Source organism: Barrientosiimonas endolithica, from assembly GCF_030296655.1.
In the GTDB taxonomy this organism is placed as follows: domain Bacteria; phylum Actinomycetota; class Actinomycetes; order Actinomycetales; family Dermatophilaceae; genus Barrientosiimonas; species Barrientosiimonas humi.
Map to the genome: position 1 here is coordinate 333979 of NZ_AP027735.1, position 24592 is coordinate 358570.

The following is a 24592-nucleotide window of genomic DNA, read 5'->3' on the forward strand; positions in this document are numbered from 1 at the left end:
GCCCAGCACAGCAGAGCCGGCTGTGCGGCCGCTGTGCCGACCCGGGGAAATTCGGGCGGCCGCTCGGGCGGGTTGCCCCCGCACTTGCTCCTAGGTTTGGACTCGGACAGGGAACGGTCGACCGCATCCCGGGGGAGCGATGAGCGACGACTTCGGTGCGACGCTGCGTGGGCTACGGCTCGCGTGCGGCCTCACGCAGGAGCAGCTGGCCGAGCGCTGCGGCCTGAGCGTCGAGGGCATCAGCGTGCTGGAGCGCGGCCGGCGGAAACGCCCGCGCGCCAGCACGATCGACGCCCTCGTGCGCGGGCTCGGGCTCGACGAGGACGACGCGCGGCGGATGCGCCAGGTGTGCAGCAGGCGCCGGGTCGGCGAGACCTGGACCCGCCCCGACCAGGTGCGCCCCGGGTGGGCGCTGCGCCCCGCGCAGCTGCCCGCGCCGCCGCCGCTGCACGTCGGCCGCGACGACCTGGTGCGCGCGGTGACCGACCGGCTGCGCGAGCCGGCCGGCCTGGCCCCGCAGGTGGTCGGCATCACGGGCATGGCCGGCATCGGCAAGACGTCGCTCGCGCTGCGCGTCGGTCACGCGGTGGCGCCGGACTTCCCCGACGGGCAGATCTACCTCGACCTGCGCGGCCACCACCCGGCCGGTGCGCTCGACACCCGGGCGGCGCTGGCATACCTGCTGGTGTCGCTGGGCGTGCACAGCGACGACGTGCCGCGCGACGCCGACCAGGCGGCGGCCGCCTACCGCACGCTGACCAACGGCACCCGGCTGCTTGTCGTGCTCGACGACGCCGCCGACCACGAGGGCGCCGCCGACGTCGCCCAGCTGCTGCCGGGCACGGCCGGCAACGCCGTCGTCGTGGTCTCGCGCAGCGGGCTGTCGGCCCCGACCAGCGCCTTCCACCTCGGCCGGCTCGACGACGCCTCCGCGACCGAGCTGCTGCGCCACGTGCTGGGCCGGGAGCGCACCGACCCCGACGCGGACGCGCTGCGCCGGCTGGTCGAGGGGTGCGCCGGGCTGCCGCTCGCGCTGCGCATCGTCGGCGCCCGCCTGCAGGCGCGCCCTCGTGGAGCGTCGCCGACCTCGCCGAGCGGCTGGGCGAGCACGGGCCGCTGGTCGAGCTGCACTGCGGCGGCCTGGGCGTCGAGCAGACCCTCGGCGACTGCATGCAGCAGCTGCGCAGCAGCGCGAGCCGCACCGACCGGCTCGCGGCCGAGGCGCTGCACACCATCGGGCTGCTGCCGACGTACGCCGTCTCGGTCGAGGCGATCGGCGCGGCGCACGGGTGGAGCCGGGCGCGCAGCGCGGCCGCGGTCGACCGGCTGGTCGAGGCCAACCTGGCCGAGGAGTCCGCGAGCGGGCAGTACGCCGTCCACGACCTGGTGCACGCCGTCGCCCGCAGCTGGGCCGAGTCCACGACCACACCCGCCCGGCGGCACGCGCTGCGCCTGCGCGTGCTGCGGCACTACGTCGCGCTCGCCTGGCGCAGCCGTGAGCTGTCCCGCACGCCGCCGAGCGGGATCGACCACGGCGCGCTCACCCGCCCGCTCGACCCGGACCTGGGGCCCAGCGCGTGCCTGGAGCTGGTGAGCGCCGACGCCGACCAGGTGCTGGCGCTGGCCCGGGTGGTGGCGGGGCACGGCGACGAGAGCGGGCTCGCCGTCGCCCACCTGGCGCTGGGGCTGATGACCTTCTTCGTGGCCAAGGCCGACAACCTCGGCTGGCCCGAGACCCTCGAGCTGGCCCTGGAGCACCTGCCGGACGACGCCCCCGACGAGCGGGTCTGGCTGTGGCAGGACCTGGCCCTGGCGCGCTCGGGCCGCGGTGACCACGCGGCCGCCGCGGAGGCCGCGCAGACCTCGGCGCGGCTCGCCCGGGAGCACGCACGCCCGCTCGCCGAGGCGGGGGCCGAGATCGCCGGGTCCATCGCGCTGCGCCGGCTCGGCCGGCTGCCCGACGCCGTGCAGGCCTGCATGCGCGGGCTCGCGCTGTCGCTGCAGCAGGGTGACGAGCGGGGCGCGGCCGCCGCCTGGCGCGACCTCGGACTGCTGCAGGCGGCGGTCGGGAAACGGGCCGACGGCGTGCGGTCCGAGCGTCGCTCGCTCGACCTCTACCGCCGGCTCGGCGTGCCGCGCGGCATCGCCATGACGCTCATCAACCTCGGCGTCATGCTGCGCGACGACGGTGCGCTGACCGACGCCCGGTCGCTGCTGGAGGAGGCGGTCGAGGTGAGCCGGTCGGTGGGCGACCGGGCGCTGGAGACCGAGGCGCTCGACGAGCTGGGCTACTGGCACGTCGTGGCCGGCGACCCGCGCGGCGGGATCAGCGTGCTCAGCGACGGGCTGGCCCTGGTCGACGACCGCGGCGCGGGGCAGTGGGAGGTGAGCATCCGGCGGCGGCTCGCGATGGCGCTCGACGGGCTCGGCCGGCACGACGAGGCCGACGAGCACTGGCGTACGGCCCTGCGGCGGCACGAGCAGCGGGGCGAGCGGCGCCAGGCCGCCGAGCTGCGTCAGCTCTGGGCGAGCAGGGTGTCGATGAGACGCACCGGCCCCACGCGGGCGGCGACGAGCAGGCGCACGTCGCCGGCGTGATCGTCCGGCGCCGGCGCGAACGTCTCCGGGTCGACGGCGGTGAGGTAGTCCAGGTCGACGTCGTCGGCGGCGTCGAGCACCGCCCGGCCGGCCCGGAGCATGGCGGGCACGCCGTCGGCCCGGGCCGCGGCGGCCGCCCGCAGCGCCCGGGAGAGGGTCAGGGCGACCTCGTGCTGCCGGTCGTCGAGGAAGACGTTGCGGCTGGAGCGGGCGAGCCCGTCGGCCTCGCGCACCGTCTCGATCTCGTGCACGGCCACCGGCAGGTCGAGGTCGCGGATCATCCGGCGCACCAGGAAGACCTGTTGGGCGTCCTTCTCGCCGAAGCACACGATCGTCGGCTGGGTGATGTTCAGCAGCTTGGTGACGACGGTGAGCACGCCGTCGAAGTGGCCCGGCCGGCTGGCCCCTCGAGCTCGTCGCCGAGCGGCCCGGCGTGCACCGTCGTGCTGGAGCCGCCGTCGGGATACATCTGCTCCGCGTCGGGCGCGAGCAGCAGGTCGGCCCCCAGCTCCTCCAGCAGCGCCTGATCGGCCTCCAGGGTGCGCGGGTATCGCTCGAGGTCGCTGCGCTCGCCGAACTGCAGCGGGTTGACGAAGATCGAGACCACCACCACGTCGGCCACCTCGCGCGCGTGCCGCACCAGCGCGGCGTGCCCCTCGTGCAGCGCGCCCATCGTCGGCACCAGGGCGATCTCGCGGCCGGCGCGGCGGGCGCCCTCGAGCGCCGCCCGGCACTCGGCGACGGTCGTGACGGTGTGCAGCGGCATGGTTACCTCGGGGTCGGTTGGCCTCGGACGCCGAGGGTAACCGGGGCGCGCTCAGGCCAGCAGCCGCGACCAGGTGTCGAGGCCGACCACCCCGTCGACGGTCAGACCCTGGGCGTCCTGGAACCGCTCGACCGCGGCCTGGGTGACCGAGCCGAAGATCCCGTCGACGGTGACCGACGCGCCGCGGGCCGTGAGCGCGGTCTGCACGGCGCGCACGCCCTCGCCCCGGTCGCCGTTCCGGCGGGTCAGGGCGAGCGGCGCCTCCCAGGTGAGGCGACCGACGACCCCGTCGGGGTCCAGCGACCTGCTGCTCTGGAAGGCCTTGACCGCGGCGGTCGTCGGGTCGTCGAAGACCCCGCCGGTGGGTGCCTCGTGCCCGGCCTGCCGCAGCAGCCGCTGGGCGCACGTCACGCGGAATCCGGTCGCGCCCGGCCGCAGCACCGGCCACGGCCGCTGGGTCGTCCCGCCACCGCCGCCGAGCAGCGCCGCGACGTCGGTGCGCAGCCGGGGCAGCTCGGCGAAGAACGCGTCGCCGGGGCAGTCGGTCGAGTCGAACGTGCGGTGCCCCTGGATCGCGCTGGGCGCGAGGGCGTACGTCTGGCACAGGAACGCGCACAGCCGCACCAACGACTGCCACTGGGCGGCCGGCGGCAGCGTGGAGGTGTAGGTCCCCTGGTTCTCGATGCCGAGCGCGGTCCGGTTCTGGCTCAGGCTGTGCGCGCCGAGCGGGAACTGTCGCTGCCCGCCGTCCAGCCCTTCCAGCGTGCGGTGCCGGCCCTCGAGCACGAACCCGCCGCGGCTGACCGTGAAGTGCTGGCCGGTGTCGGCCCAGCCGCGGGCGAAGTGCCATTGCTGGATCTGCCGGGCGATGTCGTACGCCGCCTGCTGGCTCACGTCCGAGACGTTCGCCGAGGCCGTGTGGTGGACGACGATCGTGCGCGGCGGCCCGACCATCGTGATGGGCTCGCGGGCGGGCTCGGCACCCCACGTCGCGGTGCCGATGATGCTGGGCCGCTCGACCGCGGCGGCGCCGGGGGCGTTGTGGGTGGCGGCCCCGGTCAGGGCCGCGGCGCCGAGGGCGCTGCCGAGCAGGGTGCGGCGGGTGATGGCGGGCATGCGGGTCTCCTTGCTGCGGGGTGGTGCCGGGCGGCCCGGAGGGCGGGCCGCCCGGCACGCTGCGCCGACCGGAGGCAGGGGGATCGGTCAGCGGTTCGGAGGGGCAGGGGGTGGTCGTGCCGAGCGTGGGCGGGTGGCCCGAGCGGCCTCAGAAGCACTGCGACGCGGACCAGGCCTTGGTCGTGCGCCAGTCGCCGTGCACGTGGTTGCTGTGCCCGGGGTAGCCCGGCCCGAAGATGCCGCCGTAGCCGGCGGAGCGGGCCTGGCGGGCCAAGGCGCACATGCTGACGCCGCTCGGCGGGGTGAAGTCGAGCGCCTTGCCGGTGAGGTGCTGGCTGCTCGACGCGCCGCCGGAGGCGGAGTTGCAAGCGCTGTCGCGGAAGCCGGAGCTGACCGGGAGCGGCTTGTCGCCGAGCTGCCGGCGCAGCGCCTGGGCCTGCCACAGGGAGCGGCGCAGGTTCTCCTTCACCGACGCGCTGCCGGTGAAGCCCTTGCCGCAGTTGTTGCTGGCCTCGGCATAGGTGAAGTTGATCGGGGTGCAGTCGGACTTGGTCAGCGAGCGCAGCTTGGCGAAGGTCTGCGAGCCGGCGATGCCGTCGTCTGCGAGGCCGTACGCCTTCTGGAAGCGGGCCACCGCCGCCTTGGTCTGGTCGCCGTAGATGCCGTCGGCGCCCATGACCTGGCCGCTCGGCACCCAGCCGGCGACCCGGATCTGCAGCTCCTTGACGCCGGAGCCGGTGGACCCCGGGCGCAGCGTGCTCGACCAGCTCTCGCAGGCCTGCGCGGCCGACGCCTGCGAGGCGCCGGTGGCGACGCCGACGCCGGTGAGGCCGGCAGCGACGAGGGAACCGGCGGCGATCAGGTGAGGGAGGGAACGTGCGGTTCGCATGAGGAACTCCTCGGTTCGGGGAGCTCCTACGCTCGCGTAGCCCTGCGGCCGGTCACCAGGGACAACGCGAATGTCCGGGTTGTCCGGGTGGGCGCGGTGGCCTCGGGCCGCAGCGCGCGCTGGGCAGCGCGCCTCAGCCGGTGCGGCTCGGCTGCGCCACGTCGACCGCGCTCGCGAGGTCGTCGACCTCGATGACGCGCATGCCGGCGGGCAGCGTCTCGTTGCCGAGCGAGCCGCGGGGGATGATCGCGCGGGTGAAGCCGATGCGGGCGGCCTCGGCGAGCCGGCGGGGGACGCCGCCGACCGCGCGCACGTCACCGGCCAGCCCCACCTCGCCGACGGCGATGCAGCCCGCGGGCAGCGGACGGCCGGAGCTGGCGCTCACCACGGCCAGCGCCATCGCCAGGTCGCTGGCCGGCTCGGCGATGCGCACGCCGCCGACCGTCGAGAGGTAGCAGTCGTGGTCGCGCAGCCTGATGCCGACGCGGCTCTCGAGGACGGCCAGCACCATCGCGGCGCGCGAGGACTCCAGGCCGCTGGTGGTGCGCCGCGCCGAACCGCCGCCGCCGGGGGCGACCAGCGCCTGCACCTCGGCCACGAGCGGGCGCCGCCCCTCGAGGGTGACGGTGACGCCGGTGCCGCTGACCGGCTGGTCGCGGCGGGTGAGGAACAGCCCGCTCGGGTCGGGGAGGCCGACGATGCCGACCTCGGACAGGTCGAAGCAGCCGACCTCGTCGGTGGGGCCGAACCGGTTCTTGACCGCGCGCACCAGCCGCAGCCGGGAGTGCCGCTCGCCCTCGAACTGCACGACGACGTCGACGAGGTGCTCGAGCACCCGCGGGCCGGCGATCGAGCCGTCCTTGGTGACGTGGCCGACGAGCAGCACCGCGATGCCGCGGGCCTTGGCGTGCTGGATGATCGAGGCCGCGACCTCGCGCACTTGCGACACGTTGCCCGGCGCGCCGTCGACCTCGGCGCTGGTGATGGTCTGCACCGAGTCGATGACGACCAGGTCGGGCTCGACCTGACCGATCTGCCCGAGCACCGTCGCCAGGTCGGTCTCGGCCGCGAGGTAGAGCGTGCGGGCGATGGCCTCGATGCGCTCGGCGCGCATGCGCACCTGGGCCGCCGACTCCTCGCCGCTGACGTAGAGCACCGACCGCGACTCGCGCGCGGCCCGGGCCGCCACGTCGAGCAGCAGGGTCGACTTGCCGATGCCGGGCTCACCGGCCACGAGCACGACCGCACCCGGCACCAGCCCGCCGCCCAGCACCCGGTCGAACTCGCCCACCCCGGTCGAGCGGGCCTCGGCCCGGGTGGCGTCGACCTCGCCGATCGGCTGCGCCGGGCGCTCGACCACCGCCGCGGGGGCGGTGCGGGCCGGGGTGACCCCGGCCTCGACGACGGTGCCCCACGCCTGGCACTCGCCGCACCGGCCCACCCACTTCACGGCGGTCCAGCCGCACTCGGTGCACTTGTACGACGGTCGGGGACTGCGGGTCTTGGCGGCCATGACGGAAACGTTAGGAGGGAGCACCGACAACGCCCCGACGACCCGCCCGGGCGCACCGCCCCGGCCCTCCCGCCGGCGAGCGCGCGCGCGAGACTGGGCGCGTGCGTACCGAGATCTCCGTGGCCGACCTCGAGCCCCGCCGGGCCTACCGCCTGCTGACCTCCACCGTGCTGCCGCGCCCCATCGCCTGGGTGTCGAGCCGGTCGGCCGACGGCGTCGACAACCTCGCGCCGCACTCGTTCTTCACCGTCGCCTCGAGCCGGCCCCCGGTCGTGCAGTTCACCTCGACCGGCGTGAAGGACACGCTGCGCAACGTGCGCGCCACCGAGGAGTTCGTCGTCAACCTCGCGCCCGAGTGGCTGCAGCGCGAGATCAACGAGACCGGCACCGACTTCCCGCCCGGCGTCAGCGAGTTCGCCGCCGTCGGCATCGAGACCGAGCAGTCGCGCACCGTCGCCCCGCCCCGCGTCGCGGGCTCGCCCGTCGCGCTGGAGTGCCGGCTGCACCAGCTCGTCGAGGTCGGCGACAGCACCCTCGTGCTCGGCGAGGTGCTGCACGTCGCCGTCGCCGAGCAGGCCATGTCGCCCGAGGACGACCTGCCGCTGCCCGAGCGCCTGGCCCCCATGGCCCGGCTCGGCCGCAACCAGTGGGCCACCCTCGGTGAGATCCGCGAGGTCCCGCGCGAGACGTACGCCCAGCGCCAGCAGCGCCTCGCCGACTGACCCCCGGCCCCACCGCCTGCCGCATTTCGTGCACCAGTGAACGATCTGAGCGGCGTTCCCCCGGGATCCCGGGCCTGTCCTCCGCATTTCGTGCACCAGTGAACGATCTGGGGTGGGTCACCCCTGGAATCCCGGGCCTGGCCTCCGCATTTCGTGCACCGGTGAACGAAATGCGGCTGGCAGCGTCGGCCACCGGCGGAGGAGAGCCCGTACGCCCGTGCAGACCTGGCAGCGAACAGAGACGTAGGCGAGACCGAGACCCGCGGGCGGGCGGGGGAGGCCCGTAGGGCCGTGGACGGGCCTGGCGGGAGGCCGAGCCTGCGAGGCCGGATGGCTGGCCCGTAGGGCCTCCCCGCCCGCCCGGGCCAGATCCCTCACCATGCCTGCGCACCGTGGCCGTCAGTGATCGAGACCCCGACAGGGACCCCCAAGCGGACCCCCGCTCGCCCCTCAGCGCGTCAGCGCTTCCTGCGGTTCTGCTTCTCCGCCGCGAGCGTCGCCGGGTGCACCAGCAGCGGCAGCAGCTTGCGGCCGCCCGGGCGGCGCGCCGCCTTCGCCTGCTCCAGGTGCGCCTCGCAGTGCTCGACCAGCACCTCGTACCCGGCGTCGCCCATCAGGTGGCGCAGCTCGCCCTCGTTGGACCGGAAGACCGGCTGGGCGCCGACGTGGGCCTCGGGGTTGCCCGAGCAGTACCAGTCGAGGTCGTGCCCGCCCGGTCCCCAGCCGCGCCGGTCGTACTCACCGATCGACACCTCCAGGTAGGACGTGTCGTCGGGCAGCTCCACGGTGCGATAGGTGCGCCGGATCGGCAGCTGCCAGCACACGTCGGGCTTCATCGTGTGCGGCTCCTCGCCGACCAGCAGCGCGTGCTGGTGCAGGGCGCAGCCGCTGCCGGCGGGGAAGCCTGGCCGGTTGTGGAAGATGCAGGCGCCGTCGACCACGCGGGTCTTGGTCTCGCCGTCCTCCTTCTCGCGCCAGCCCTTCTTGCTGTGCCCCTCGTCGTAGTACTGCCACTCGTCGGGGCCGAGCTCGGCGACGACCCGCTTGACGTTGCGCAGGTCGTCCTTGTCGCTGAAGTGCGCGCCGAGGGTGCAGCAGCCGGTGTCGGGGGCGTCGGCGTAGATCCCGCGGCAGCCGGAGCCGAAGATGCAGGTCCAGCTGGAGGTGAGCCAGGTGAGGTCGCAGCGGAACCGCTCACCCGTCTCGGCGGGGTTCTCGAACTCCACCCAGGTGCGTGGGATGTCCAGCGGCGTCTCGGTCACCTGCCGGACGATACTTCCCGGTCGGTAGCCTGGCCGACATGCGCCTAGGGGTGATCGACGTCGGCTCGAACACCGTGCACCTCCTCGTGGTCGACGCGCACCGGGGCGCGCGGCCGTTCCCGGCGTTCTCGCACAAGATCGCGCTGCGGCTGTCCGAGCACACCAAGGACGACGGCCGCATCGCCGGCGAGGGCGTCAAGCGGCTCGTGTCGTTCGTGGGGAGTGCCTCACGATCGCCGAGGACGAGGGCATCGAAGACCTGCTCGCCTTCGCCACCAGCGCGATCCGCGAGGCGCCCAACGGCGAGGCGGTGCTGCAGCAGGTGCGCGACGAGACCGGCGCCGACCTGCAGGTGCTCAGCGGCGCCGACGAGGCCCGGCTGACCTTCCTCGCCGCGCGGCGCTGGTTCGGCTGGTCCAGCGGGCGGCTGCTCTGCGTCGACATCGGCGGCGGCAGCCTCGAGCTCGCCACCGGCATCGACGAGGAGCCGGACGCCGCGATCAGCCTCCCGCTCGGGGCCGGACGCATGTCGCGCGAGCTGCCCGGCAACCCGCCCAGCCGCGACGACGTGCGCTCGCTGCGCAAGCAGGTGCGCAGCGACATCGCCCGAATCGTGAGAGACCTCAACCGTTTCGGGCCACCCGACCACGTCGTCGGCACCAGCAAGACCATCCGCTCGCTGGCGCGGGTGCTCGGGGCGGCGCCCAGCGCCGAGGGCCCGTACGTCCCCCGCCGGCTCGTGCGGTCCGAGCTGGCCGACCTCGTGCCCCGGCTCGCGACGATGACCGTCGAGGAGCGCGCGGCGCTGCCCGGGGTGTCCGCGGGGCGTGCCCACCAGCTGCTCGCCGGGGCGGTGGTCGTGGAGTCGGCGATGCACCTGCTCGACGTCGAGCAGCTCGACCTGTGCCCGTGGGCGCTGCGCGAGGGCGTGATCCTGCGGCGGCTGGACTGGCTGGAGGCCTGAGGTGCCAGACACCCCGCAGCCCCGCAAGAAGGGCACCCGTGCACGCCCCGCCAAGGCCGTGAGCCAGGCCGCGAAGCGGGTGCGTCAGGCGGCCGATCCCGTGCGCAAGACCGGCGACGTGCGCAAGCCGAAGCCCGAGCCGCTGGCCCCGCCCGAGCCGGGTCGCGCCCCCGCCCGCACCGCGCCGCGGGTCGAGCCGGAGCGGCGCGCGCTGCAGGTCCCCGACGCCAAGGTCGGGCTGTCCACCGCCTCGGTCTATCCGCGCGGCGCCGCCTCGGCGTTCGAGCTGGCCGGGCGGCTGGGCTACGACGCGGTGGAGGTCATGGTCTGGACCGAGCCGGTCAGCCAGGAGGCGGGTGCGCTGCGCGGTCTCGCCGAGCTGCACGAGGTCGAGATCTGCTCGATCCACGCCCCGACCCTGCTGCTGACGCAACGCGTCTGGGGCACCGAGCCGTGGGACAAGGTCGACCGCTCCATCGAGCTCGCCGAGGAGGTGGGGGCCTCCACGGTGGTGCTCCACCCGCCGTTCCGCTGGCAGCGCGATTACGCCCTGGAGTTCGTCGAGGGGGTGGCCGAGCGCGAGGAGCGCACCGAGGTGCGGCTGGCCGTCGAGAACATGTTCCCCTGGCGGGCCCGTGCCCGCGAGATGCAGGCCTACCTGCCGCACTGGGACCCCGTCGACGTCGACTACGACCACGTCACCCTCGACCTGTCGCACACCGCCACCGCCGGGTCCGACGCGCTCGCGATGGCCAACGCCCTCGGCGACCGCCTGACCCACGTGCACCTCGCCGACGGGAGCGGGTCGTACAAGGACGAGCACCTGGTGCCCGGCCGCGGCACCCAACCGTGCGCCGAGCTGCTGGAATCGCTTGCGGCACAAGACTTCTCGGGATCGATCGTGGTCGAGGTCGGCACCCGCCGTCTCGACGACGAGCAGCGCGAGCTCGACCTGGCCGAGGCGCTCGCGTTCGCCCGGCTGCACTTCGCCGCCCCCGCTGACCGCGGGGCGACGAACGCGCCGGGGCTCGGTTCAGTCGGTCGGCGTGGCGCTCGGCGCCGCTGAGGGGGCGTCGAGGTGCTGCCCGTCCCCGTCGGAGAGACGGTCGGGCTCGACGACGGCGTCGTGGTGGTCGACGAGCTCGGCGTCGCCGGGCTGGTCGCCGAGGTGCTGGTCGATGCGGTCGAGGGGTTCGCCGCCGGCGCGCGCTGCACGGTCGCCGGGCGGGTGCCGCAGACGAGGGTGGGCGAGCCGACGACGATGTCGTCACCGGTGGCCGAGGCGGAGGGTCGCGGGACCGACACCCGCACGGTGATCGTGTACGTCGTCGCCGCCCCCGTGGTGAAGGTGTAGACGATGCCGTCCGGCTTGGCGCTGTCGGTGTTGTGGCTCACCGACTGGGTGCCGACGCCGCTGACGGTGATGGTGGCGGTCTGCGTGTTCTGCACGTTCCACGCGACCACCGGGAACGTCATCGTGTAGGTGGTGTTCGGCGACAGGACCAGCGTGATGCTGGTCGAGACGGTCGCCGTCCCGGTGCCGGGGGCGGGGTCGCGGAACGCCCCGAACTGGGTGTCGGCGTTCATGAACCCCAGCCCGCCGGTCCCTGTGCTGGTCAGCCACCCGGTAGCGGACGCGTTTGTCCAGCTCCTCTGAAGGCGACGCTCGGCACGCTCGCGCAGGGCGAGGCCGCCTGCGCGGGCGCGGCGCCGGCAACGGCGATCGTCGGCACCGTCCAGGCGGCGGCCTTCGCGACCGTTCGTCGACGGGGGCGGACCGTGGTCGGTGTTGCTGATTCGTGCGGCACCATCGCGTGACCTCCCAGCTCGCTTGCGGTGCAACGGGTTCGGTGACCCGCGGACGCGAACCGCCAGGGTAGGCAGACGCCCCGGTCCGGCGCTGCCTCCGAAGGTGTGACCTCGACCGATAGGTTGGCGCGCGTGAACGGCCTGTTCGACGGTTACGAACCCCGGCCTGCGACGTACGACGAGATGTTCGACGGCCCGCAGGTCCGCCCGGGGTATGCCGCCGTGCGCACCCAGGTCGAGCACCTGTCCGGCGAGGAGATGCAGCGCCGGGCGGGCTATCTCAGCAGCGGCTACCTCGACCAGGGTGTCACGTTCGACATCGGCGGCGAGGAGCGGCCGTTCCCGCTCGACATCGTGCCCCGGCTGATCGACGCCGAGTCGTGGCGGGTCGTGGAAGCCGGTGTGTCGCAACGGGTTCGGGCGCTCGAGGCGTTCCTCGCCGACGTCTACGGCGAGGGTCAGGTCTATCGCGACGGGGTGATCCCGCGCCGGGTCGTCACCAGCTCGCCGCACTTCCTGCGCGCCGTGATGGGGCTGCGCCCGCCCGCCGGCGTGCGCGTGCACGTGTCGGGCATCGACCTGGTGCGCGACGCACACGGCAACTTCCGGGTGCTCGAGGACAACGTGCGCATCCCGTCGGGCGTGTCGTACGTCATGACCAACCGGCGCGCGATGAGCGCGGCCCTTCCCGAGGTCTTCCACGGCCAGCGGGTGCGGCCGGTCGCGCAGTACCCCGGGCGGCTCCTCGCCGCCCTGCGCGCCACCGCACCGAGCGGCACGGCCGACCCCACGGTGGTCGTGCTGACGCCGGGCGTCTACAACTCCGCCTACTTCGAGCACGCCCTGCTGGCCCGGCTCATGGGCGTGCGCCTCGTCGAGGGCAACGACCTGCTCGCCCGCGACGGCAAGGTGTTCGTGCGCACGACGCACGGCTTGCACCCCGTCGACGTGATCTATCGCCGCGTCGACGACGACTTCCTCGACCCGGTGCACTTCCGGCGCGACTCGGTGCTCGGCGTCCCCGGGCTGCTCAACGCCGCCCGCGCCGGCAACGTCACGATCGCCAACGCCGTCGGCAACGGCGTCGCCGACGACAAGCTCGTCTACACCTACGTGCCCGACCTGATCCGCTACTACCTCGCCCAGGAGCCGATCCTGGCCAACATCGACACCTGGCGGATGGAGGACCCGCAGCACCGCGAGGAGGTGCTGGACCGCCTCGACGAGCTGGTGCTCAAGCCGGTCGACGGCTCGGGCGGCAAGGGCATCGTCATCGGCCCGCGGGCCAGCAAGGGCGAGATCGAGCAGCTGCGCGGCCGGCTCATGGCCGACCCACGGGGCTGGATCGCCCAGCCGGTGGTGCAGCTGTCGACCGTGCCGACGTACATCGACGGGCGGATGGCCCCGCGGCACGTCGACCTGCGCCCGTTCGCGGTGCACGACGGCAGCACGGTCGACGTGCTGCCCGGCGGCCTGACCCGGGTCGCCCTCCCCGAGGGCGAGCTGATCGTCAACTCCAGCCAGGGTGGTGGCTCCAAGGACACCTGGGTGATCTCCGGCCGTACGCCCGTCGAACCTCTCGCAGCCCGCGCCGCCGAGCACGGCCCGTTCCACCCGAACGTGAAACTCGTTGCGGCACAGGGCAGCCCGGACGCAACGCAGTCGCAGTCGCAGAGCCAGACCCAGTCGGGCGGCGACGGGTCGCAGAGCCAGTCGCAGTCGCAGAGCCAGAGCGGGGGAGCGTCGTGCTGAGCCGCATCGCCGAGGCGCTGTTCTGGATCGGGCGCTACGTCGAGCGGGCCGAGTGCACCGCCCGCGCCCTCGACGTGCACCTGCAGCTGCTCATCGAGGACCCCACGATCGACCAGGCCGAGACCTGCCGCTCGCTGCTGGCCGCGATGGGCGTGCCCACCGACGGGGAGCCCGACCGCGCGGCGGTGCTGCGGCTGCTGCTGACCGACTCCTCCTCGCCGGCCTCGGTGGCCTGGGCGATCGCCTCGGCCCGCGAGAGCGCCCGCCGCTCCCGCGAGGTCGTCTCCACCGAGATGTGGGAGGCGATCAACACGACCTACAACCGGGTCAACGGCAGCCAGCTGTCGCGCTGGCACGCCGCCGACGCCTTCCGCATGGTGCGCGAGCGCTCCAACCTCGTCGCGGCCCTGTGCGACAACACGATCAGCCACGACGCGGGCTGGCACTTCCTCACCCTCGGCCGGTCGATCGAGCGGGTCGACATGACCGCCCGGCTGATCCTGGTCCGGCCCTACACCGCAGGCCCCGAGCCGGTCGGCGCCGAGGCCGCGTGGCAGGTGTCGCTGCGGCTGCTCGGCGCCCACCACGCCTTCACCCGCACCTACCGCGCGATCGAGTCCCCGCGCGCCGCGGCGGAGTTCCTGCTGCTGGACCGGCTCTTCCCGCGCTCGGCGGTCTTCGGGCTCACCCAGGCGGCCGCCTGCCTCGAGGCCCTCGACCCGCGCCAGCCGCGGCTGGGCTTCGGCGGCGACGCCGCCCGCATCGTCGGTCGCGCGCGGGCCACCCTCGAGGTGCGCACCGTCACCGACCTGCTCGACGACCTTGCCGAGGAGATGCAGGGCCTGCAGCAGGTCTGCGCCGACGCGACCGAGGCGGTCAGCGCCCGCTACTTCGAGGGAGCGGTCGCGCCCGAGTGGCTGGGAGGCACCCAATGAGCATGACGCTGCGGCTGCACCACTACACGGGCTACACCTACAAGGGCGGGGCGAGCGCGTCGTACAACGAGGCGCGCATGCAGCCGCAGTCCAACCCCGACCAGACCGTCCAGTACACCAAGGTCGAGGTCTCGCCGCACCCGTGGTCGATGACCTGGACCGACTACTGGGGCACCCTGGTCACCTCGTTCGAGGTGCACGAGCCCCACCCCGAGCTGAAGGTCGAGGCCACCTCGACGGTCACCGTCGACCGGCGCGCCGCCGAGAGCGAGCACCTCGGGTGGGACCAGATGTACGCCGACGACGTGCGCGACCGCTGGCTGGAGGTGCTGTCGGTCGACGAGCGGGTCGAGCCCGGCACCGAGCTGCGCACCGAGCTGCAGCGGCTGCGCTACGACTCCGCCGCCCCCGAGGACTTCGTCGCGCTGGTCGCCCGGCACCTCAGCGACCAGATGGAGCTGGTGCGCGGCCGCACCACCGTGCACCCGCGCAGCCAGGAGGCCTGGGCCGCGCGCTCGGCGACCGCGCAGGACCTCGCGCACCTGGCCATCGGCGCGCTGCGCGCCTTCCGCATCCCGGCCCGCTACGTCGCCGGCTACATGCTCCCCGAGCCCGACCCGCAGGTCGGCGAGACCTACCCCGGCGACCCGCACGCCTGGATCCAGTGGTGGGACGGCGCGTGGGTGCCGCTGGACCCGACCCGCTGCAGCGTGCCCGACGACCACTACGTCGAGGTGGGCGTCGGGCGCGACCACAAGGACGTCGTTCCCCTCTCCGGCATCTTCACCGGCGCCCCCGGCTCGACGATGTTCACCCGCGTCGAGATGACCCGGCTGGCCTGAGCCTGGTTGCGGCCCCCGCTCCGGACGTACGCCCTCGCTGGCCTAGCCTGAGCCCGCTCGCCTCCGCCGTCGGGCGAGCGCCGACAACGGAGTCGAAGGAGCCAACGATGGATGCCGGTGCCCTGCTCAGGAACTCGCTGCTGGCGCTGAGCCGCAACACCACGGTGCGCGACGTGATCGAGCGGGCGCCGGTGAGCCGCGACGTGGTGCGCCGGTTCGTGCCGGGGAGAGCCCGCGCGACGCCGTCACGGCCTCGGCCGAGCTGGTCGGGTCGGGCCGCCTGGTCACGATCGACTTCCTCGGCGAGGACACCCTCGAGCAGAGCCAGGCCGACGCCACGCGCGAGGCCTACCTGGTGCTGCTGCGCGAGCTGGGCGCGGCCGGTCTGAGCGACGGCGGACGGGTCGAGGTCAGCCTGAAGCTCTCCGCGCTCGGCCAGGCGCTGCCGCGCGACGGCGAGCGCATCTGCCTCGACAACGCCCGGCGCATCTGCGCCGCCGCGCAGGAGGCCGGCACCACGGTGACCCTCGACATGGAGGACCACACCACCACCGACGCCACCCTCGCGACGCTCGGCGAGCTGCGCCAGGACTTCCCGTGGGTCGGGGCGGTGCTGCAGGCGTACCTGCGTCGCACGGAGGCCGACTGCCGCGACCTGGCCACGAGCGGCAGCCGGGTGCGGCTGTGCAAGGGGGCCTACCGCGAGCCCGAGAGCGTGGCGTTCCAGGAGACCGTCGAGGTCGACACGTCCTACGTGCGCTGCGCCCGGATCCTGCTGGAGGGGCAGGGCTACCCGATGCTCGCCACGCACGACCCGCAGATCATCGAGGTCGTCCAGTCCGTGGTCGAGGGTGCGGGGCGCGCGCCGGACAGCTACGAATGGCAGATGCTGTACGGCATCCGCCCGCTGGAGCAGCAGCGGATCGCCGACGCGGGGCAGCAGCTGCGCGTCTACCTGCCCTACGGGCAGGAGTGGTACGGCTATCTCATGCGCAGGATGGCCGAGCGTCCGGCGAACACGATGTTCTTCCTGCGCGCCCTGGCCACGAAGAAGTAGTCCCCGGGCCCCGGCCCCGACGCACCGCACGAGGAGATCGAGATGGACCAGACCGCCGAGCGATCCCACGAGTCCCGCCGCGAGCCGGTGGCGATCATCGGTGCCGGGGTCATGGGCGAGACGCTGGTCTCGGGCCTGCTGCGCTCGGGCCGCACCCCCGAGCAGCTGCTGGTCAGCGACCGCAGCGCCGAGCGGCTCGCCGCCCTGAGCAAGCAGTACGCCGTCCAGGTCCTGTCCGTGGCCGACGCCGTGCCGCAGGTGACCACCGTCGTGCTGGCGGTGAAGCCGCAGGACATGGGGGCGGTGCTGGAGACGATCCGGCCGCACCTGCAGCCCGGCACGCTGGTGGTCTCGATCGCTGCCGGCATCACCACCGCCTTCCTCGAGGAGCGGCTGCCCGAGGGCACCCCGGTGGCCCGGGTCATGCCCAACACTCCCGCGCTGGTCGACGAGGGGATGGCCGCGATCAGCGGCGGCACGCACTGCGAGGCCCACCACATGTGGGTGGCCCAGGACCTGATGCGCTCGTGCGGCAAGGTCGTGACGGTGCCCGAGGAGCACCAGGACGCGGTGACGGCGATCAGCGGCAGCGGACCGGCGTACATCTTCTACGTCGTCGAGGCGATGATCGAGGCGGGCGTGCTGCTCGGGCTGCCGCGCGGGACCTCCACCGAGCTCGTGGTCCAGACGCTCTACGGCGCGGCCACCATGCTGAAGGAGACCGGCGAGCACCCGACCGTGCTGCGCGAGCGGGTCTCCAGCCCCGGCGGCACCACGATGTCGGCGCTGCGCGAGCTGGACGACCACAAGGTGCGGGCGGCCTTCCTCACCGCGATGGAGGCGGCCGCGCGGCGCTCCGCCGAGCTCGCCTCGGGGCAGGCCTGAGCCGCGCCTTCTAGCACACGCGGTCGGTGCTGACCGGGTGCTGGCCTCCCCACCCGGGGGCAGGGGGCTCGTGGGACAGTTGTCGCATGACGGCGATCACGGTGCGCGTCCTCGGGGACGACGATTGGCAGATCTACCGCGACATCCGCCTGGCAGCGCTGGAGGAGTCTCCCGACGCCTTCGCAGCCTCCAGGGAGCAGGAGCAGAGCTTCGACGAAGACTTCTGGCGGCAGCGCATGGGGCGATCCCGTCGACTGGTCGCCGAGCGCGACAGCAAGCCGGTCGGTGTGGTGTCGGTCGGTGACGTGATCGACACCGAGGACGTCGACGAGGACGGCGACGACACCGAGGTCGTCGCCGAGATCTTCGGCCTGTGGGTCACCCCCGACCTGCGCGGCAAGGGCGTCGCCTGGCAGCTGGTCGAGGCCGGCGTGCAGCAGGCCCGGGCCGAGCAGCGCGACCACGTCGTCTACTGGGTCGGCACCGACAACGGCCGAGCCGTGGCGTTCGCCAGCAGCTACGGCTTCCGCCCCACCGACGCCCGGCGCCCGATGCGCGCCCAGGACGCCTCCGACGACGAGGACGACGACAACCTCGAGATGGCGATGGTCTACCCGCTGGGCGGGGACCCGGGTGCGGTGCCGACGTCGGAGCCAGTCTGAGCGGCGAGGAGCGCGCAGCGCAGGTTGGCGGCGAGGAACGAGCCGGCGGCCGGAGCGGAGTGCGACCGAGCGCGACAGCAGGCATGAGCGGCGAGGAGCGCGCAGCGCAGGTTGGCGGCGAGGAACGAGCCGGCGGCCGGAGCGGAGTGCGACCGAGCGCGACAGCAGGCATGAGCGGCGAGGAGTCCCGCAGCCGGTTCTACTGGGACCCGAGCCTGACCCGGTACGACTTCGGGGCGGGGCACCCGATGAACCCGCTGCGGCTCGACCTCACCACCCGGCTGGCCGACGAGCTCGGCGTGCTCGACGCGCCCGGTCTGCAGGTGGTGGCGCCGCGGCTGCCCGACGCCGACGGGGCGTTCCTGCGCACGGTCCACACCGACGACTACATCCAGGCCGTGCGCCGGGCCTCGCTCGACCCTGCCGAGGCCGACCCGGCGTACGGGCTGGGCACCGAGGACGACCCGGCCTTCCCGGGCATGCACGAGGTGTCGACGCTGATCGCGGCGGGAACCCTGCAGGCCTGCCAGGACGTGTGGCGCGGCGAGACCGACCACGCCGTCAACATCGCCGGCGGGTTGCACCACGCGATGCCCGACCGGGCGGCCGGGTTCTGCGTCTACAACGACGCCGCCATCGGCATCCAGTGGCTGCTCGACAACGGCGCCGAGCGGGTGGCCTACGTCGACATCGACGTGCACCACGGCGACGGCGTCGAGCAGGCGTTCTGGGACGACCCGCGGGTGCTGACCGTCTCGCTGCACGAGAGCGGCCGGGTGCTGTTCCCCGGCACCGGTTTCCCCGGCGACATCGGCGGGCCTGACGCCGAGGGGTCGGCCGTCAACGTCGCGCTGCCTCCGGGGACGGGCGACGCGGCGTGGCTGCGCGCGCTGCACTCGGTCGTCCCGCCGCTGCTGGAGGCCTTCCGCCCGCAGGTGCTGGTGACCCAGCAGGGCTGCGACTCCCACTACTCCGACCCGCTCGCGCACCTGGCGATCTCGATCGACGCCCAGCGGACGGCGTACGACACCCTCCACCGGCTCGCGCACCGCCTCACCGGCGGGCGCTGGGTCGCGCTCGGCGGCGGCGGGTACGAGATCGTCGACGTGGTGCCGCGCGCCTGGACCCACCTCGCGGCCATCGCGGCGCACGTGCCCGTCGACCTGGAGCAGCCGGTGCCGAGCGGCTGGCGCGAGCACGTGCGCACCCTCGTCGGTCGCCCCGGCCCCGCGTCGATGGGCGACGGGGTGAGCGAGCACGGGGTGGTCTGGTACCGCTCGTGGCACAGCGGCTACGACCCGGACAGCTCGCTGGACCAGGCGATCATGGCGACCCGCGAGGCCGTCTTCCCCTCCACGGCCTCGACGTGTACTTCGATTGACCGCGTTCGACATCTGTGTGAACCGCGAAATTCCGCCAGGCGACCGGCGTGTCGGGTGGACGGTGGAGCAATCCGCGCACTCAGGACTTTCCACGGCGACCCGTTCGGCCCTATCGTGTGCGCCACAGAGACCGCCAGGCATCCCCTGCGCCACGCAGGGAACACGAGCCACGCGGTGACCAGCAGCCCCACCGCACAGGGGTCACGCACAGTGGGAAGGTCGGGGCGAACCCCATGACAGAAGACCGCCAGGTCGGCGAGGTGTCGTTCATGACCGTCGCCGAGGTTGCCACGCTGATGCGTGTGTCGAAGATGACCGTCTATCGGCTGGTGCACGGCGGCGAGCTGCCTGCCATTCGCGTCGGGCGCTCCTTCCGGGTCCCCGAGGACGCCGTGCACGCCTACCTGCGCAACTCCTTCATCGACTCGGCCTGACCGCCCCCACCCGCCTCGATTCGGGCTGCGCGCCCTCGGGGGATACCCTGGGCGGAACGACCTCGGCTCGCGCCGCGGCTCACTGACATTCCTGATCGCCACACCGAAGGACGACCACGCATGGGTTCGGTCATCAAGAAGCGCCGCAAGCGCATGGCCAAGAAGAAGCACCGCAAGCTGCTGCGCAAGACGCGCCACCAGCGCCGCAACAAGAAGTAAGGCGCCGCAACGTCCAGAGCCCTGGGTCTGACCCGGGGCTCTTGTCGTACCGCCCGCTCGGGTGGTGAGCGACTGGCCAGCGACGCAGGACGTGCCGCACTAGCATCGGCACGAGCCGCACGGAGAGGGGAGCCGCGGATGGGCAAGGTGGTGCTGGTGACGGGCGTGTCCCGTCTCGTCGGAGGGCTCACCGCGCGTGCGCTGAGCGAGCACGCCGACGTCGACCGGGTCATCGGGGTCGACTCGGTGCCGCCGCCGCACAGCATCGGCTCGGCGCGGTTCGTGCGGGCCGACATCCGCAACCCGATCATCGGCAAGGTGATCCGGCAGGAGCAGGTCGACACCGTCGTGCACCTGGGCGTCATCACCACGCCGCGGCAGGCCGGCGGCCGCACCGCCCAGAAGGAGATCAACGTCATCGGCACCATGCAGCTGCTCGCTGCGTGCCAGAAGGCGGAGTCGCTGAACCGGCTGGTCGTGAAGTCCACCGGCGCGGTCTACGGCGCCTCGCCGCGCGACCCGGCGATGTTCACCGAGGACATGACGCCCCGCCGCGCCCCCACCGCCGGCTTCCCGCGCGACTCGGTCGAGGTCGAGAACTACGTGCGCGGCTTCGCCCGCCGCCGCCCCGACGTCGACATCACCCTGCTGCGGATGGCCAACATCGCCGGCCCCGGCATGCGCACGCCGCTGTCCGACTACTTCCGCATGCGCGCCATGCCCGTGCCGATGGGGTACGACGGGCGCATCCAGGTGCTCCACCTCGACGACGCGGTCCGCTCGCTCGTCACGTCCGCCACCAGCGAGGCGACCGGCATCATCAACATCGCCGGCGACGGCATCGTCACCGTGCGGCAGGCCGCCCGGCTGGCCGGGCGTCCGACGGTGCCGTTCGTGCCGGTCCTGGCCGGCGCCGTCACCAGCGGCGCCCGTGCCGCCCGGCTCGGGGCGTTCGACTCCAGCCAGTGGCAGTGGCTGTGCTACGGCCGGGCCCTGGACACCACGCGCATGCGTGAGCTGCTGGGCTTCACCCCCGACCACACGACCCGCGACACCATCCGCGAGGTGTTCGGCGCCGACCCGGTCTGGCCGCCGTCGCCCGGGGTGGCCATCTCGTCGCTGATCGGAGACCGCTCGTGAGCCAGCCGTCCACGCCCCGCCCGCGCAGCACCGCCGCGGCGAAGAAGACCGCCGCCACCACGTCGTCCGGCACGTCGTCGAGCTCGGCGCCGGCGGGCAAGAAGCCCGCGGCCAAGAAGCCGACCGCCAAGAAGGCCTCGACCCGCAAGGCGACGACGACCAAGCCGTCGACGACCGCCAAGAAGTCGACGGCCAGCAAGAAGCCGTCGAGCGCGAAGAAGGCACCGTCGACCACGAAGGCCTCGACCCGCACGGCGACGCCCGCCAAGAAGGCACCCGCGACCAGCCCGCCCGCCGCCTCCGAGGAGACGGCCGTGCCCACCCAGCCGGCCGAGCTGGGCGCGGCCAGCCGCGCGGTGCGCCAGCGCCCGCCGCGCAGCCGGGTGCGGGCCGAGGCCGAGGCGCGCCGCACCGATGCCGAGCGCCGGCTGCGCGCCGTGCCCGACATCGCCGAGGTCGCCGACTCGCCGGAGCCGGTCGCCGCCGAGCTCGGCCCGGGCGGCGCTGGTGGCGCCTCGTCTCCCTCGTTGCTGAGCGTCACCGGCGTCGAGCAGGGGTGTCGGCGCTGGTCGGCCTGCTGCGCGCGGCCGGTCGCACCGCCGGGCTCGAGGGTGAGGAGCTGGAGCGGCGGGTCGCCCGCACCCTGGCGTACCTGCGGCGCCGGGTCACCGGCGACTACGACCTCGACGCGTTCGGCTTCGACCAGGAGTTCACCGAGGAGGTCTGGCTGCCGCTGCTGCGGCCGATCTACCGGCACTGGTTCCGGGTCGAGGTGCGTGGCGTCGAGCACCTCCCGGCCGAGGGCGCGGCCCTGGTCGTGGCCAACCACTCCGGCACCGTCCCGGTCGACGGGCTGATGCTGCAGTTCGCGATCCACGACGAGATCGGGCGGCACACCCGCATGCTGGGCGCCGACCTGGTCTTCTCCTCGCCGTTCATCGGCGAGCTCGCCCGCAAGGCCGGCAGCACGCTGGCGGCCAACCCCGACGCCGAGCGGCTGCTGTCGACCGACCAGCTCACGACGGTCTTCCCCGAGGGGTTCAAGGGCGTCGGCAAGGGCTTCGCCGAGCGATACCGGCTGCAGCGCTTCGGCCGCGGCGGGTTCGTCACGGCCGCGGTGCGCACCGGCGCGCCGATCATCCCGTGCTCGATCGTCGGGGCGGAGGAGATCTACCCGATGATCGCCAACGTCAAGAGCCTCGCGCGGGTGCTGGGCTTCCCCTACTTCCCGATCACCCCGCTGTTCCCGCTGCTCGGCCCGCTCGGCCTGGTGCCGCTGCCGTCCAAGTGGCTCATCGAGTTCGGCCCGCCGATCGAGACCGCCTCGCTCGGTGCGTCCGCGGCCGACGACCCGATGCTGGTCTTCGACCTCACCGACCAGGTGCGCGAGACCATCCAGCAGACGCTCTACTCGCTGCTGCTGCAGCGCCGCTCGGTGTTCTTCTGATGCCGCTGTGGCGACGCCATGAGGAGCGGGGCGAGCAGCAGGCCGGCGGTCAGCACGAGGTGCTCCTGCTCAGCCGGCCCGGCTGCCACCTGTGCGACGACGCGCGCGCGGTGATCGAGCGGGTCTGCGACGACCTCGGCGTCCCCTGGCGCGAGCAGTCGATCGTCGACGACGCCGAGCTGACCCGGCGCTACGCCGAGATGATCCCGGTCACCCTCGTCGACGGCGCCCAGCACGACTACTTCCGGGTCGACGAGCGGCGGCTGCGCGCGGCGCTGCGCTGACCCCGGCACCCGGACGCGGGCGTACGCCTAGCACACGCGGGCTATAACACGGCAGGGGGTCTCGGCGCGACTTTGTGCGGCCGTTCACAAGCGCATATATTGCGGGGGTCCCCATACCTCCGGAATCACCGTTTGGTATAGGCCGCCGCCCACCGAGAGGAGTGCAGGCGCCCGTGTCTGCCGAGCCCGCCGCACACCGGGTCATCCCCGGCGCCACGGTGGCGCGACTCCCGGTCTACCTGCGCGCGCTGAGCGCCCTGGCGACCGCCGGCACCGACACCGTCTCCTCCGAGGAGCTCGCCGAGGCCGCGGGCGTGCGCTCGGCCAAGCTGCGCAAGGACCTGTCCTACCTCGGGTCGTACGGCGTGCGCGGCGTCGGCTACGACGTCGCCCGGCTGCGCGACGAGATCGAGGGCGAGCTCGGCCTGCGGCACGACTTCTCCCTGGCCATCGTCGGCATGGGCAACCTCGGCCACGCGCTCGCGGCCTACTCCGGCTTCGCGACCCGCGGGTTCGCGGTGCGCTGGCTCGTCGACGAGGCGCCCGACGTGGTCGGCACCCGCATCGCCGGCCTCACCGTCATCGATTTCGACGGCCTCGCGCGCGAGTGCAACGACAGCATGATCGGCGTCATCGCGACCCCGCCCGACGCGGCCCAGGACGTCGCCGACCGGCTCGTCGCTCTCGGGGTGCGCTCGATCCTCAACTTCGCGCCCGCGGTGCTGTCGATCCCCTCCGGGGTCGAGGTGCGCAAGGTCGATCTCGCCACCGAGCTGCAGATCCTGGCCTTCCACCAGCAGCACCCGCGGCTGGACCCCAAGGCGCTCGACCGCGACGCGCTGGATCCCAAGACCGACGACCTCGAGGAAGGGGCGGCGCCGTGAGCACCATCGTCATCGGCCTGTCGCACCGCTCCGCGCCGATCGCCACGCTCGAGCGGGCCGCGCTCGACCCGGCCGGGCGCGCCGACCTGCTCGAGCGGCTCTCGGGCAGCGAGCAGCTGCACGAGGTGCTGCTGCTCGACACCTGCAACCGGGTCGAGGTCTACGCCGAGGCGGCGACCTTCCACGGGGCCGTCACCGAGATCGGCGAGGCGCTCGCCGCCGCCACCGGGATGCCCCTGGCCGAGCTGCGCGACAACCTCTACGTCCACTTCTCCGACCGCGCCGTGGCCCACCTGTTCTCGGTCTCGGCGGGGCTGGACTCGATGGCCGTCGGCGAGGCGCAGATCCTCGGCCAGCTGCGCGAGTCGCTGCGCGAGGGCCGCGCGGCCGGTCATGTCGGCAGCGGCCTCGACGGCCTCGTGCAGCAGGCGCTGCGGGTCGGCAAGCGGGCCCACTCCGAGACCGACATCGACGGCGTCAGCCGCTCGCTCATCGAGCGCGGCATCGGTCTGGTCGAGCCGCACCTGGGCTCGCTGACCGAGCTGCGCGTCGCCGTCGTCGGCGCCGGGGCGATGAGCAGCCTTGCGGCACATACGATCTCGCGCGCCGGTTGCGGATCGCTCACCGTGGTCAACCGCACCTTCGACGCCGCCCAGCGGCTCGCCGGCGCGGTCGGCGCCACCGCCCGCGACTGGTCCGAGCTGTCCGACGTGCTGGCCGAGTCCGACCTCGTCGTCTCGTGCACCGGCGCCGTCGGTCACGTGATCGACGAGTCCCTTCTGCCGGCGGCCACCCCCACGCCGACCGCTGAAACGCGGTTTCAGCGCTCTGACCCTGCTGCAGCGGAGTCAGAGCGCTATAACCGCGTTTCGGGCGAGCGGGGGCCGGTGCGACGGCAGGCGTTCATCGACCTCGCCCTCCCGCGCGACGTCGCCCTCGAGGTGGGGGAGCGGCCGGGTGTCCTACTGGTCTCCTCGAAGACCTCGGCGACGGCTCGGGCGCCGAGCACGACCAGGTCGGCGCCGTGCGC

26 protein-coding genes and 3 pseudogenes are annotated in these 24592 nt (G+C 73.7%); 23 read left to right on the forward strand and 6 right to left on the reverse strand.

Annotated features, from left to right (window positions below; genetic code table 11):
* Nucleotides 1-139: 139 nt before the first annotated feature.
* Entirely contained in the window at nucleotides 140-1594 is a 1455-nt protein-coding gene (locus QUE40_RS01700) for a helix-turn-helix domain-containing protein (protein WP_289232138.1), read from the forward strand.
* Nucleotides 1591-2598: a tetratricopeptide repeat protein gene (locus tag QUE40_RS01705; protein WP_289232139.1), complete on the forward strand. Its 1008-nt coding sequence runs from the start codon at nucleotides 1591-1593 to the stop codon at nucleotides 2596-2598. The genes QUE40_RS01700 and QUE40_RS01705 overlap by 4 nt, the downstream gene beginning before the upstream one ends.
* Here the strand turns inward: QUE40_RS01705 and panC are convergent.
* The 4 genes and pseudogenes from panC to radA all read right to left on the reverse strand — a co-directional run bounded on the left by panC (nucleotide 2517) and on the right by radA (nucleotide 6882).
* A pseudogene (gene panC / locus QUE40_RS01710) lies at nucleotides 2517-3364 on the reverse strand (pantoate--beta-alanine ligase). The gene QUE40_RS01705 and the pseudogene panC overlap by 82 nt on opposite strands.
* Nucleotides 3365-3415: 51 nt before the next feature.
* A complete protein-coding gene (locus QUE40_RS01715; protein WP_289232140.1) occupies nucleotides 3416-4480 on the reverse strand; it encodes a peptidoglycan recognition protein family protein in 1065 nt (354 codons plus the stop codon).
* Nucleotides 4481-4628: 148 nt separating this feature from the next.
* Nucleotides 4629-5369 (reverse strand): D-Ala-D-Ala carboxypeptidase family metallohydrolase, encoded by a 741-nt coding sequence (locus QUE40_RS01720; RefSeq protein WP_142004144.1) that lies wholly within the window; start codon nucleotides 5367-5369, stop codon nucleotides 4629-4631.
* 133 nt (nucleotides 5370-5502) lie between these two features.
* The gene (gene radA / locus QUE40_RS01725) at nucleotides 5503-6882 is read right to left on the reverse strand and encodes a DNA repair protein RadA (protein WP_142004145.1); all 1380 of its coding nucleotides are present in this window, start codon (nucleotides 6880-6882) and stop codon (nucleotides 5503-5505) included.
* A gap of 101 nt (nucleotides 6883-6983) precedes the next feature.
* On the opposite strand from radA, the gene QUE40_RS01730 reads away from it, so the two are divergent.
* On the forward strand, nucleotides 6984-7604 hold the full coding sequence (locus tag QUE40_RS01730; protein ID WP_289232141.1) for a flavin reductase family protein: 621 nt from the start codon (nucleotides 6984-6986) through the stop codon (nucleotides 7602-7604).
* A gap of 458 nt (nucleotides 7605-8062) precedes the next feature.
* On the opposite strand, the gene QUE40_RS01735 is transcribed toward QUE40_RS01730, so the two are convergent.
* Nucleotides 8063-8866, reverse strand: coding sequence for a DUF3109 family protein (locus QUE40_RS01735; RefSeq protein WP_142004147.1), 804 nt, complete (start codon nucleotides 8864-8866; stop codon nucleotides 8063-8065).
* Nucleotides 8867-8904: 38 nt separating this feature from the next.
* Between QUE40_RS01735 and QUE40_RS01740 the strand changes: the two are divergent.
* The 16 genes and pseudogenes from QUE40_RS01740 (at nucleotide 8905) to QUE40_RS01810 (ending at nucleotide 20947) form a co-directional block, all read left to right on the forward strand.
* A pseudogene (locus tag QUE40_RS01740) lies at nucleotides 8905-9830 on the forward strand (Ppx/GppA family phosphatase).
* 211 nt (nucleotides 9831-10041) lie between these two features.
* Nucleotides 10042-10896, forward strand: a complete 855-nt coding sequence (locus QUE40_RS01745) for a sugar phosphate isomerase/epimerase family protein (protein WP_289232984.1) — start codon at nucleotides 10042-10044, stop codon at nucleotides 10894-10896.
* Between the two features lie 12 nt (nucleotides 10897-10908).
* Nucleotides 10909-11184, forward strand: a complete 276-nt coding sequence (locus QUE40_RS01750) for a hypothetical protein (RefSeq protein ID WP_289232142.1) — start codon at nucleotides 10909-10911, stop codon at nucleotides 11182-11184.
* Between the two features lie 3 nt (nucleotides 11185-11187).
* Nucleotides 11188-11313, forward strand: a complete 126-nt coding sequence (locus QUE40_RS01755) for a hypothetical protein (RefSeq protein ID WP_289232143.1) — start codon at nucleotides 11188-11190, stop codon at nucleotides 11311-11313.
* Nucleotides 11314-11487, forward strand: coding sequence for a hypothetical protein (locus tag QUE40_RS01760; RefSeq protein ID WP_289232144.1), 174 nt, complete (start codon nucleotides 11314-11316; stop codon nucleotides 11485-11487).
* 284 nt (nucleotides 11488-11771) lie between these two features.
* Nucleotides 11772-13391, forward strand: a complete 1620-nt coding sequence (locus tag QUE40_RS01765) for a circularly permuted type 2 ATP-grasp protein (protein ID WP_392425299.1) — start codon at nucleotides 11772-11774, stop codon at nucleotides 13389-13391.
* Nucleotides 13385-14326, forward strand: a complete 942-nt coding sequence (locus QUE40_RS01770; RefSeq protein ID WP_142004150.1) for an alpha-E domain-containing protein — start codon at nucleotides 13385-13387, stop codon at nucleotides 14324-14326. The genes QUE40_RS01765 and QUE40_RS01770 overlap by 7 nt, the downstream gene beginning before the upstream one ends.
* Nucleotides 14323-15168, forward strand: coding sequence for a transglutaminase family protein (locus QUE40_RS01775; RefSeq protein ID WP_142004151.1), 846 nt, complete (start codon nucleotides 14323-14325; stop codon nucleotides 15166-15168). The genes QUE40_RS01770 and QUE40_RS01775 overlap by 4 nt, the downstream gene beginning before the upstream one ends.
* Nucleotides 15169-15275: 107 nt before the next feature.
* Nucleotides 15276-15557, forward strand: coding sequence for a hypothetical protein (locus QUE40_RS18745; protein WP_350227040.1), 282 nt, complete (start codon nucleotides 15276-15278; stop codon nucleotides 15555-15557).
* The gene (locus QUE40_RS01780) at nucleotides 15458-16225 is read left to right on the forward strand and encodes a proline dehydrogenase family protein (RefSeq protein ID WP_350227123.1); all 768 of its coding nucleotides are present in this window, start codon (nucleotides 15458-15460) and stop codon (nucleotides 16223-16225) included. The genes QUE40_RS18745 and QUE40_RS01780 overlap by 100 nt, the downstream gene beginning before the upstream one ends.
* A gap of 42 nt (nucleotides 16226-16267) precedes the next feature.
* On the forward strand, nucleotides 16268-17110 hold the full coding sequence (proC, locus tag QUE40_RS01785; RefSeq protein ID WP_142004153.1) for a pyrroline-5-carboxylate reductase: 843 nt from the start codon (nucleotides 16268-16270) through the stop codon (nucleotides 17108-17110).
* A gap of 86 nt (nucleotides 17111-17196) precedes the next feature.
* Nucleotides 17197-17772, forward strand: coding sequence for a GNAT family N-acetyltransferase (locus QUE40_RS01790; RefSeq protein WP_142004154.1), 576 nt, complete (start codon nucleotides 17197-17199; stop codon nucleotides 17770-17772).
* A gap of 170 nt (nucleotides 17773-17942) precedes the next feature.
* Nucleotides 17943-19391 (forward strand): acetoin utilization protein AcuC, encoded by a 1449-nt coding sequence (locus QUE40_RS01795; RefSeq protein WP_350227041.1) that lies wholly within the window; start codon nucleotides 17943-17945, stop codon nucleotides 19389-19391.
* Complete coding sequence (locus tag QUE40_RS01800) at nucleotides 19388-19588, forward strand: helix-turn-helix domain-containing protein (RefSeq protein ID WP_142004155.1); 201 nt, start codon at nucleotides 19388-19390, stop codon at nucleotides 19586-19588. Before QUE40_RS01795 ends, QUE40_RS01800 begins: the two co-directional genes overlap by 4 nt.
* Nucleotides 19589-19708: 120 nt before the next feature.
* A complete protein-coding gene (locus tag QUE40_RS01805) occupies nucleotides 19709-19807 on the forward strand; it encodes a 30S ribosomal protein bS22 (RefSeq protein WP_003792170.1) in 99 nt (32 codons plus the stop codon).
* Between the two features lie 138 nt (nucleotides 19808-19945).
* Nucleotides 19946-20947 (forward strand): NAD-dependent epimerase/dehydratase family protein, encoded by a 1002-nt coding sequence (locus QUE40_RS01810; protein ID WP_289232145.1) that lies wholly within the window; start codon nucleotides 19946-19948, stop codon nucleotides 20945-20947.
* Here the strand turns inward: QUE40_RS01810 and QUE40_RS01815 are convergent.
* Nucleotides 20835-21488 carry a hypothetical protein gene (locus tag QUE40_RS01815; RefSeq protein ID WP_289232146.1) on the reverse strand — a complete coding sequence of 218 codons (654 nt, stop codon included), beginning with the start codon at nucleotides 21486-21488 and terminating at the stop codon, nucleotides 20835-20837. The two genes, QUE40_RS01810 and QUE40_RS01815, sit on opposite strands and share 113 nt — an antisense overlap.
* A 15-nt stretch (nucleotides 21489-21503) precedes the next feature.
* On the opposite strand from QUE40_RS01815, the gene QUE40_RS01820 reads away from it, so the two are divergent.
* From QUE40_RS01820 to hemA, 4 genes and pseudogenes are all read left to right on the forward strand, one after another.
* On the forward strand, nucleotides 21504-22394 hold the full coding sequence (locus QUE40_RS01820) for a lysophospholipid acyltransferase family protein (RefSeq protein ID WP_289232147.1): 891 nt from the start codon (nucleotides 21504-21506) through the stop codon (nucleotides 22392-22394).
* Complete coding sequence (locus QUE40_RS01825; protein ID WP_142004158.1) at nucleotides 22394-22678, forward strand: glutaredoxin family protein; 285 nt, start codon at nucleotides 22394-22396, stop codon at nucleotides 22676-22678. The genes QUE40_RS01820 and QUE40_RS01825 overlap by 1 nt, the downstream gene beginning before the upstream one ends.
* Nucleotides 22679-22851: 173 nt before the next feature.
* A complete protein-coding gene (locus tag QUE40_RS01830; protein WP_289232148.1) occupies nucleotides 22852-23562 on the forward strand; it encodes a redox-sensing transcriptional repressor Rex in 711 nt (236 codons plus the stop codon).
* Nucleotides 23559-24296 (forward strand): annotated as a pseudogene (hemA, locus tag QUE40_RS01835) (glutamyl-tRNA reductase); the annotation flags it as partial. The gene QUE40_RS01830 and the pseudogene hemA, both read left to right, overlap by 4 nt.
* Between the last annotated feature and the right edge of the window lie 296 nt (nucleotides 24297-24592).

Excerpts from the sequence above, each read along its gene's own strand:
- QUE40_RS01700 (WP_289232138.1), top strand. The coding sequence starts at position 140 with ATGAGCGACGACTTCGGTGCGACGCTGCGTGGGCTACGGCTCGCGTGC.
- QUE40_RS01715 (WP_289232140.1), bottom strand. The coding sequence starts at position 4,480 with ATGCCCGCCATCACCCGCCGCACCCTGCTCGGCAGCGCCCTCGGCGCC.
- QUE40_RS01720 (WP_142004144.1), bottom strand. The coding sequence starts at position 5,369 with ATGCGAACCGCACGTTCCCTCCCTCACCTGATCGCCGCCGGTTCCCTC.
- radA (WP_142004145.1), bottom strand. The coding sequence starts at position 6,882 with ATGGCCGCCAAGACCCGCAGTCCCCGACCGTCGTACAAGTGCACCGAG.
- QUE40_RS01755 (WP_289232143.1), top strand. The coding sequence starts at position 11,188 with ATGCCGTCCGGCTTGGCGCTGTCGGTGTTGTGGCTCACCGACTGGGTG.
- QUE40_RS01775 (WP_142004151.1), top strand. The coding sequence starts at position 14,323 with ATGAGCATGACGCTGCGGCTGCACCACTACACGGGCTACACCTACAAG.
- QUE40_RS18745 (WP_350227040.1), top strand. The coding sequence starts at position 15,276 with ATGGATGCCGGTGCCCTGCTCAGGAACTCGCTGCTGGCGCTGAGCCGC.
- proC (WP_142004153.1), top strand. The coding sequence starts at position 16,268 with ATGGACCAGACCGCCGAGCGATCCCACGAGTCCCGCCGCGAGCCGGTG.
- QUE40_RS01790 (WP_142004154.1), top strand. The coding sequence starts at position 17,197 with ATGACGGCGATCACGGTGCGCGTCCTCGGGGACGACGATTGGCAGATC.
- QUE40_RS01795 (WP_350227041.1), top strand. The coding sequence starts at position 17,943 with ATGAGCGGCGAGGAGTCCCGCAGCCGGTTCTACTGGGACCCGAGCCTG.
- QUE40_RS01800 (WP_142004155.1), top strand. The coding sequence starts at position 19,388 with ATGACAGAAGACCGCCAGGTCGGCGAGGTGTCGTTCATGACCGTCGCC.
- QUE40_RS01805 (WP_003792170.1), top strand. The coding sequence starts at position 19,709 with ATGGGTTCGGTCATCAAGAAGCGCCGCAAGCGCATGGCCAAGAAGAAG.
- QUE40_RS01810 (WP_289232145.1), top strand. The coding sequence starts at position 19,946 with ATGGGCAAGGTGGTGCTGGTGACGGGCGTGTCCCGTCTCGTCGGAGGG.
- QUE40_RS01825 (WP_142004158.1), top strand. The coding sequence starts at position 22,394 with ATGCCGCTGTGGCGACGCCATGAGGAGCGGGGCGAGCAGCAGGCCGGC.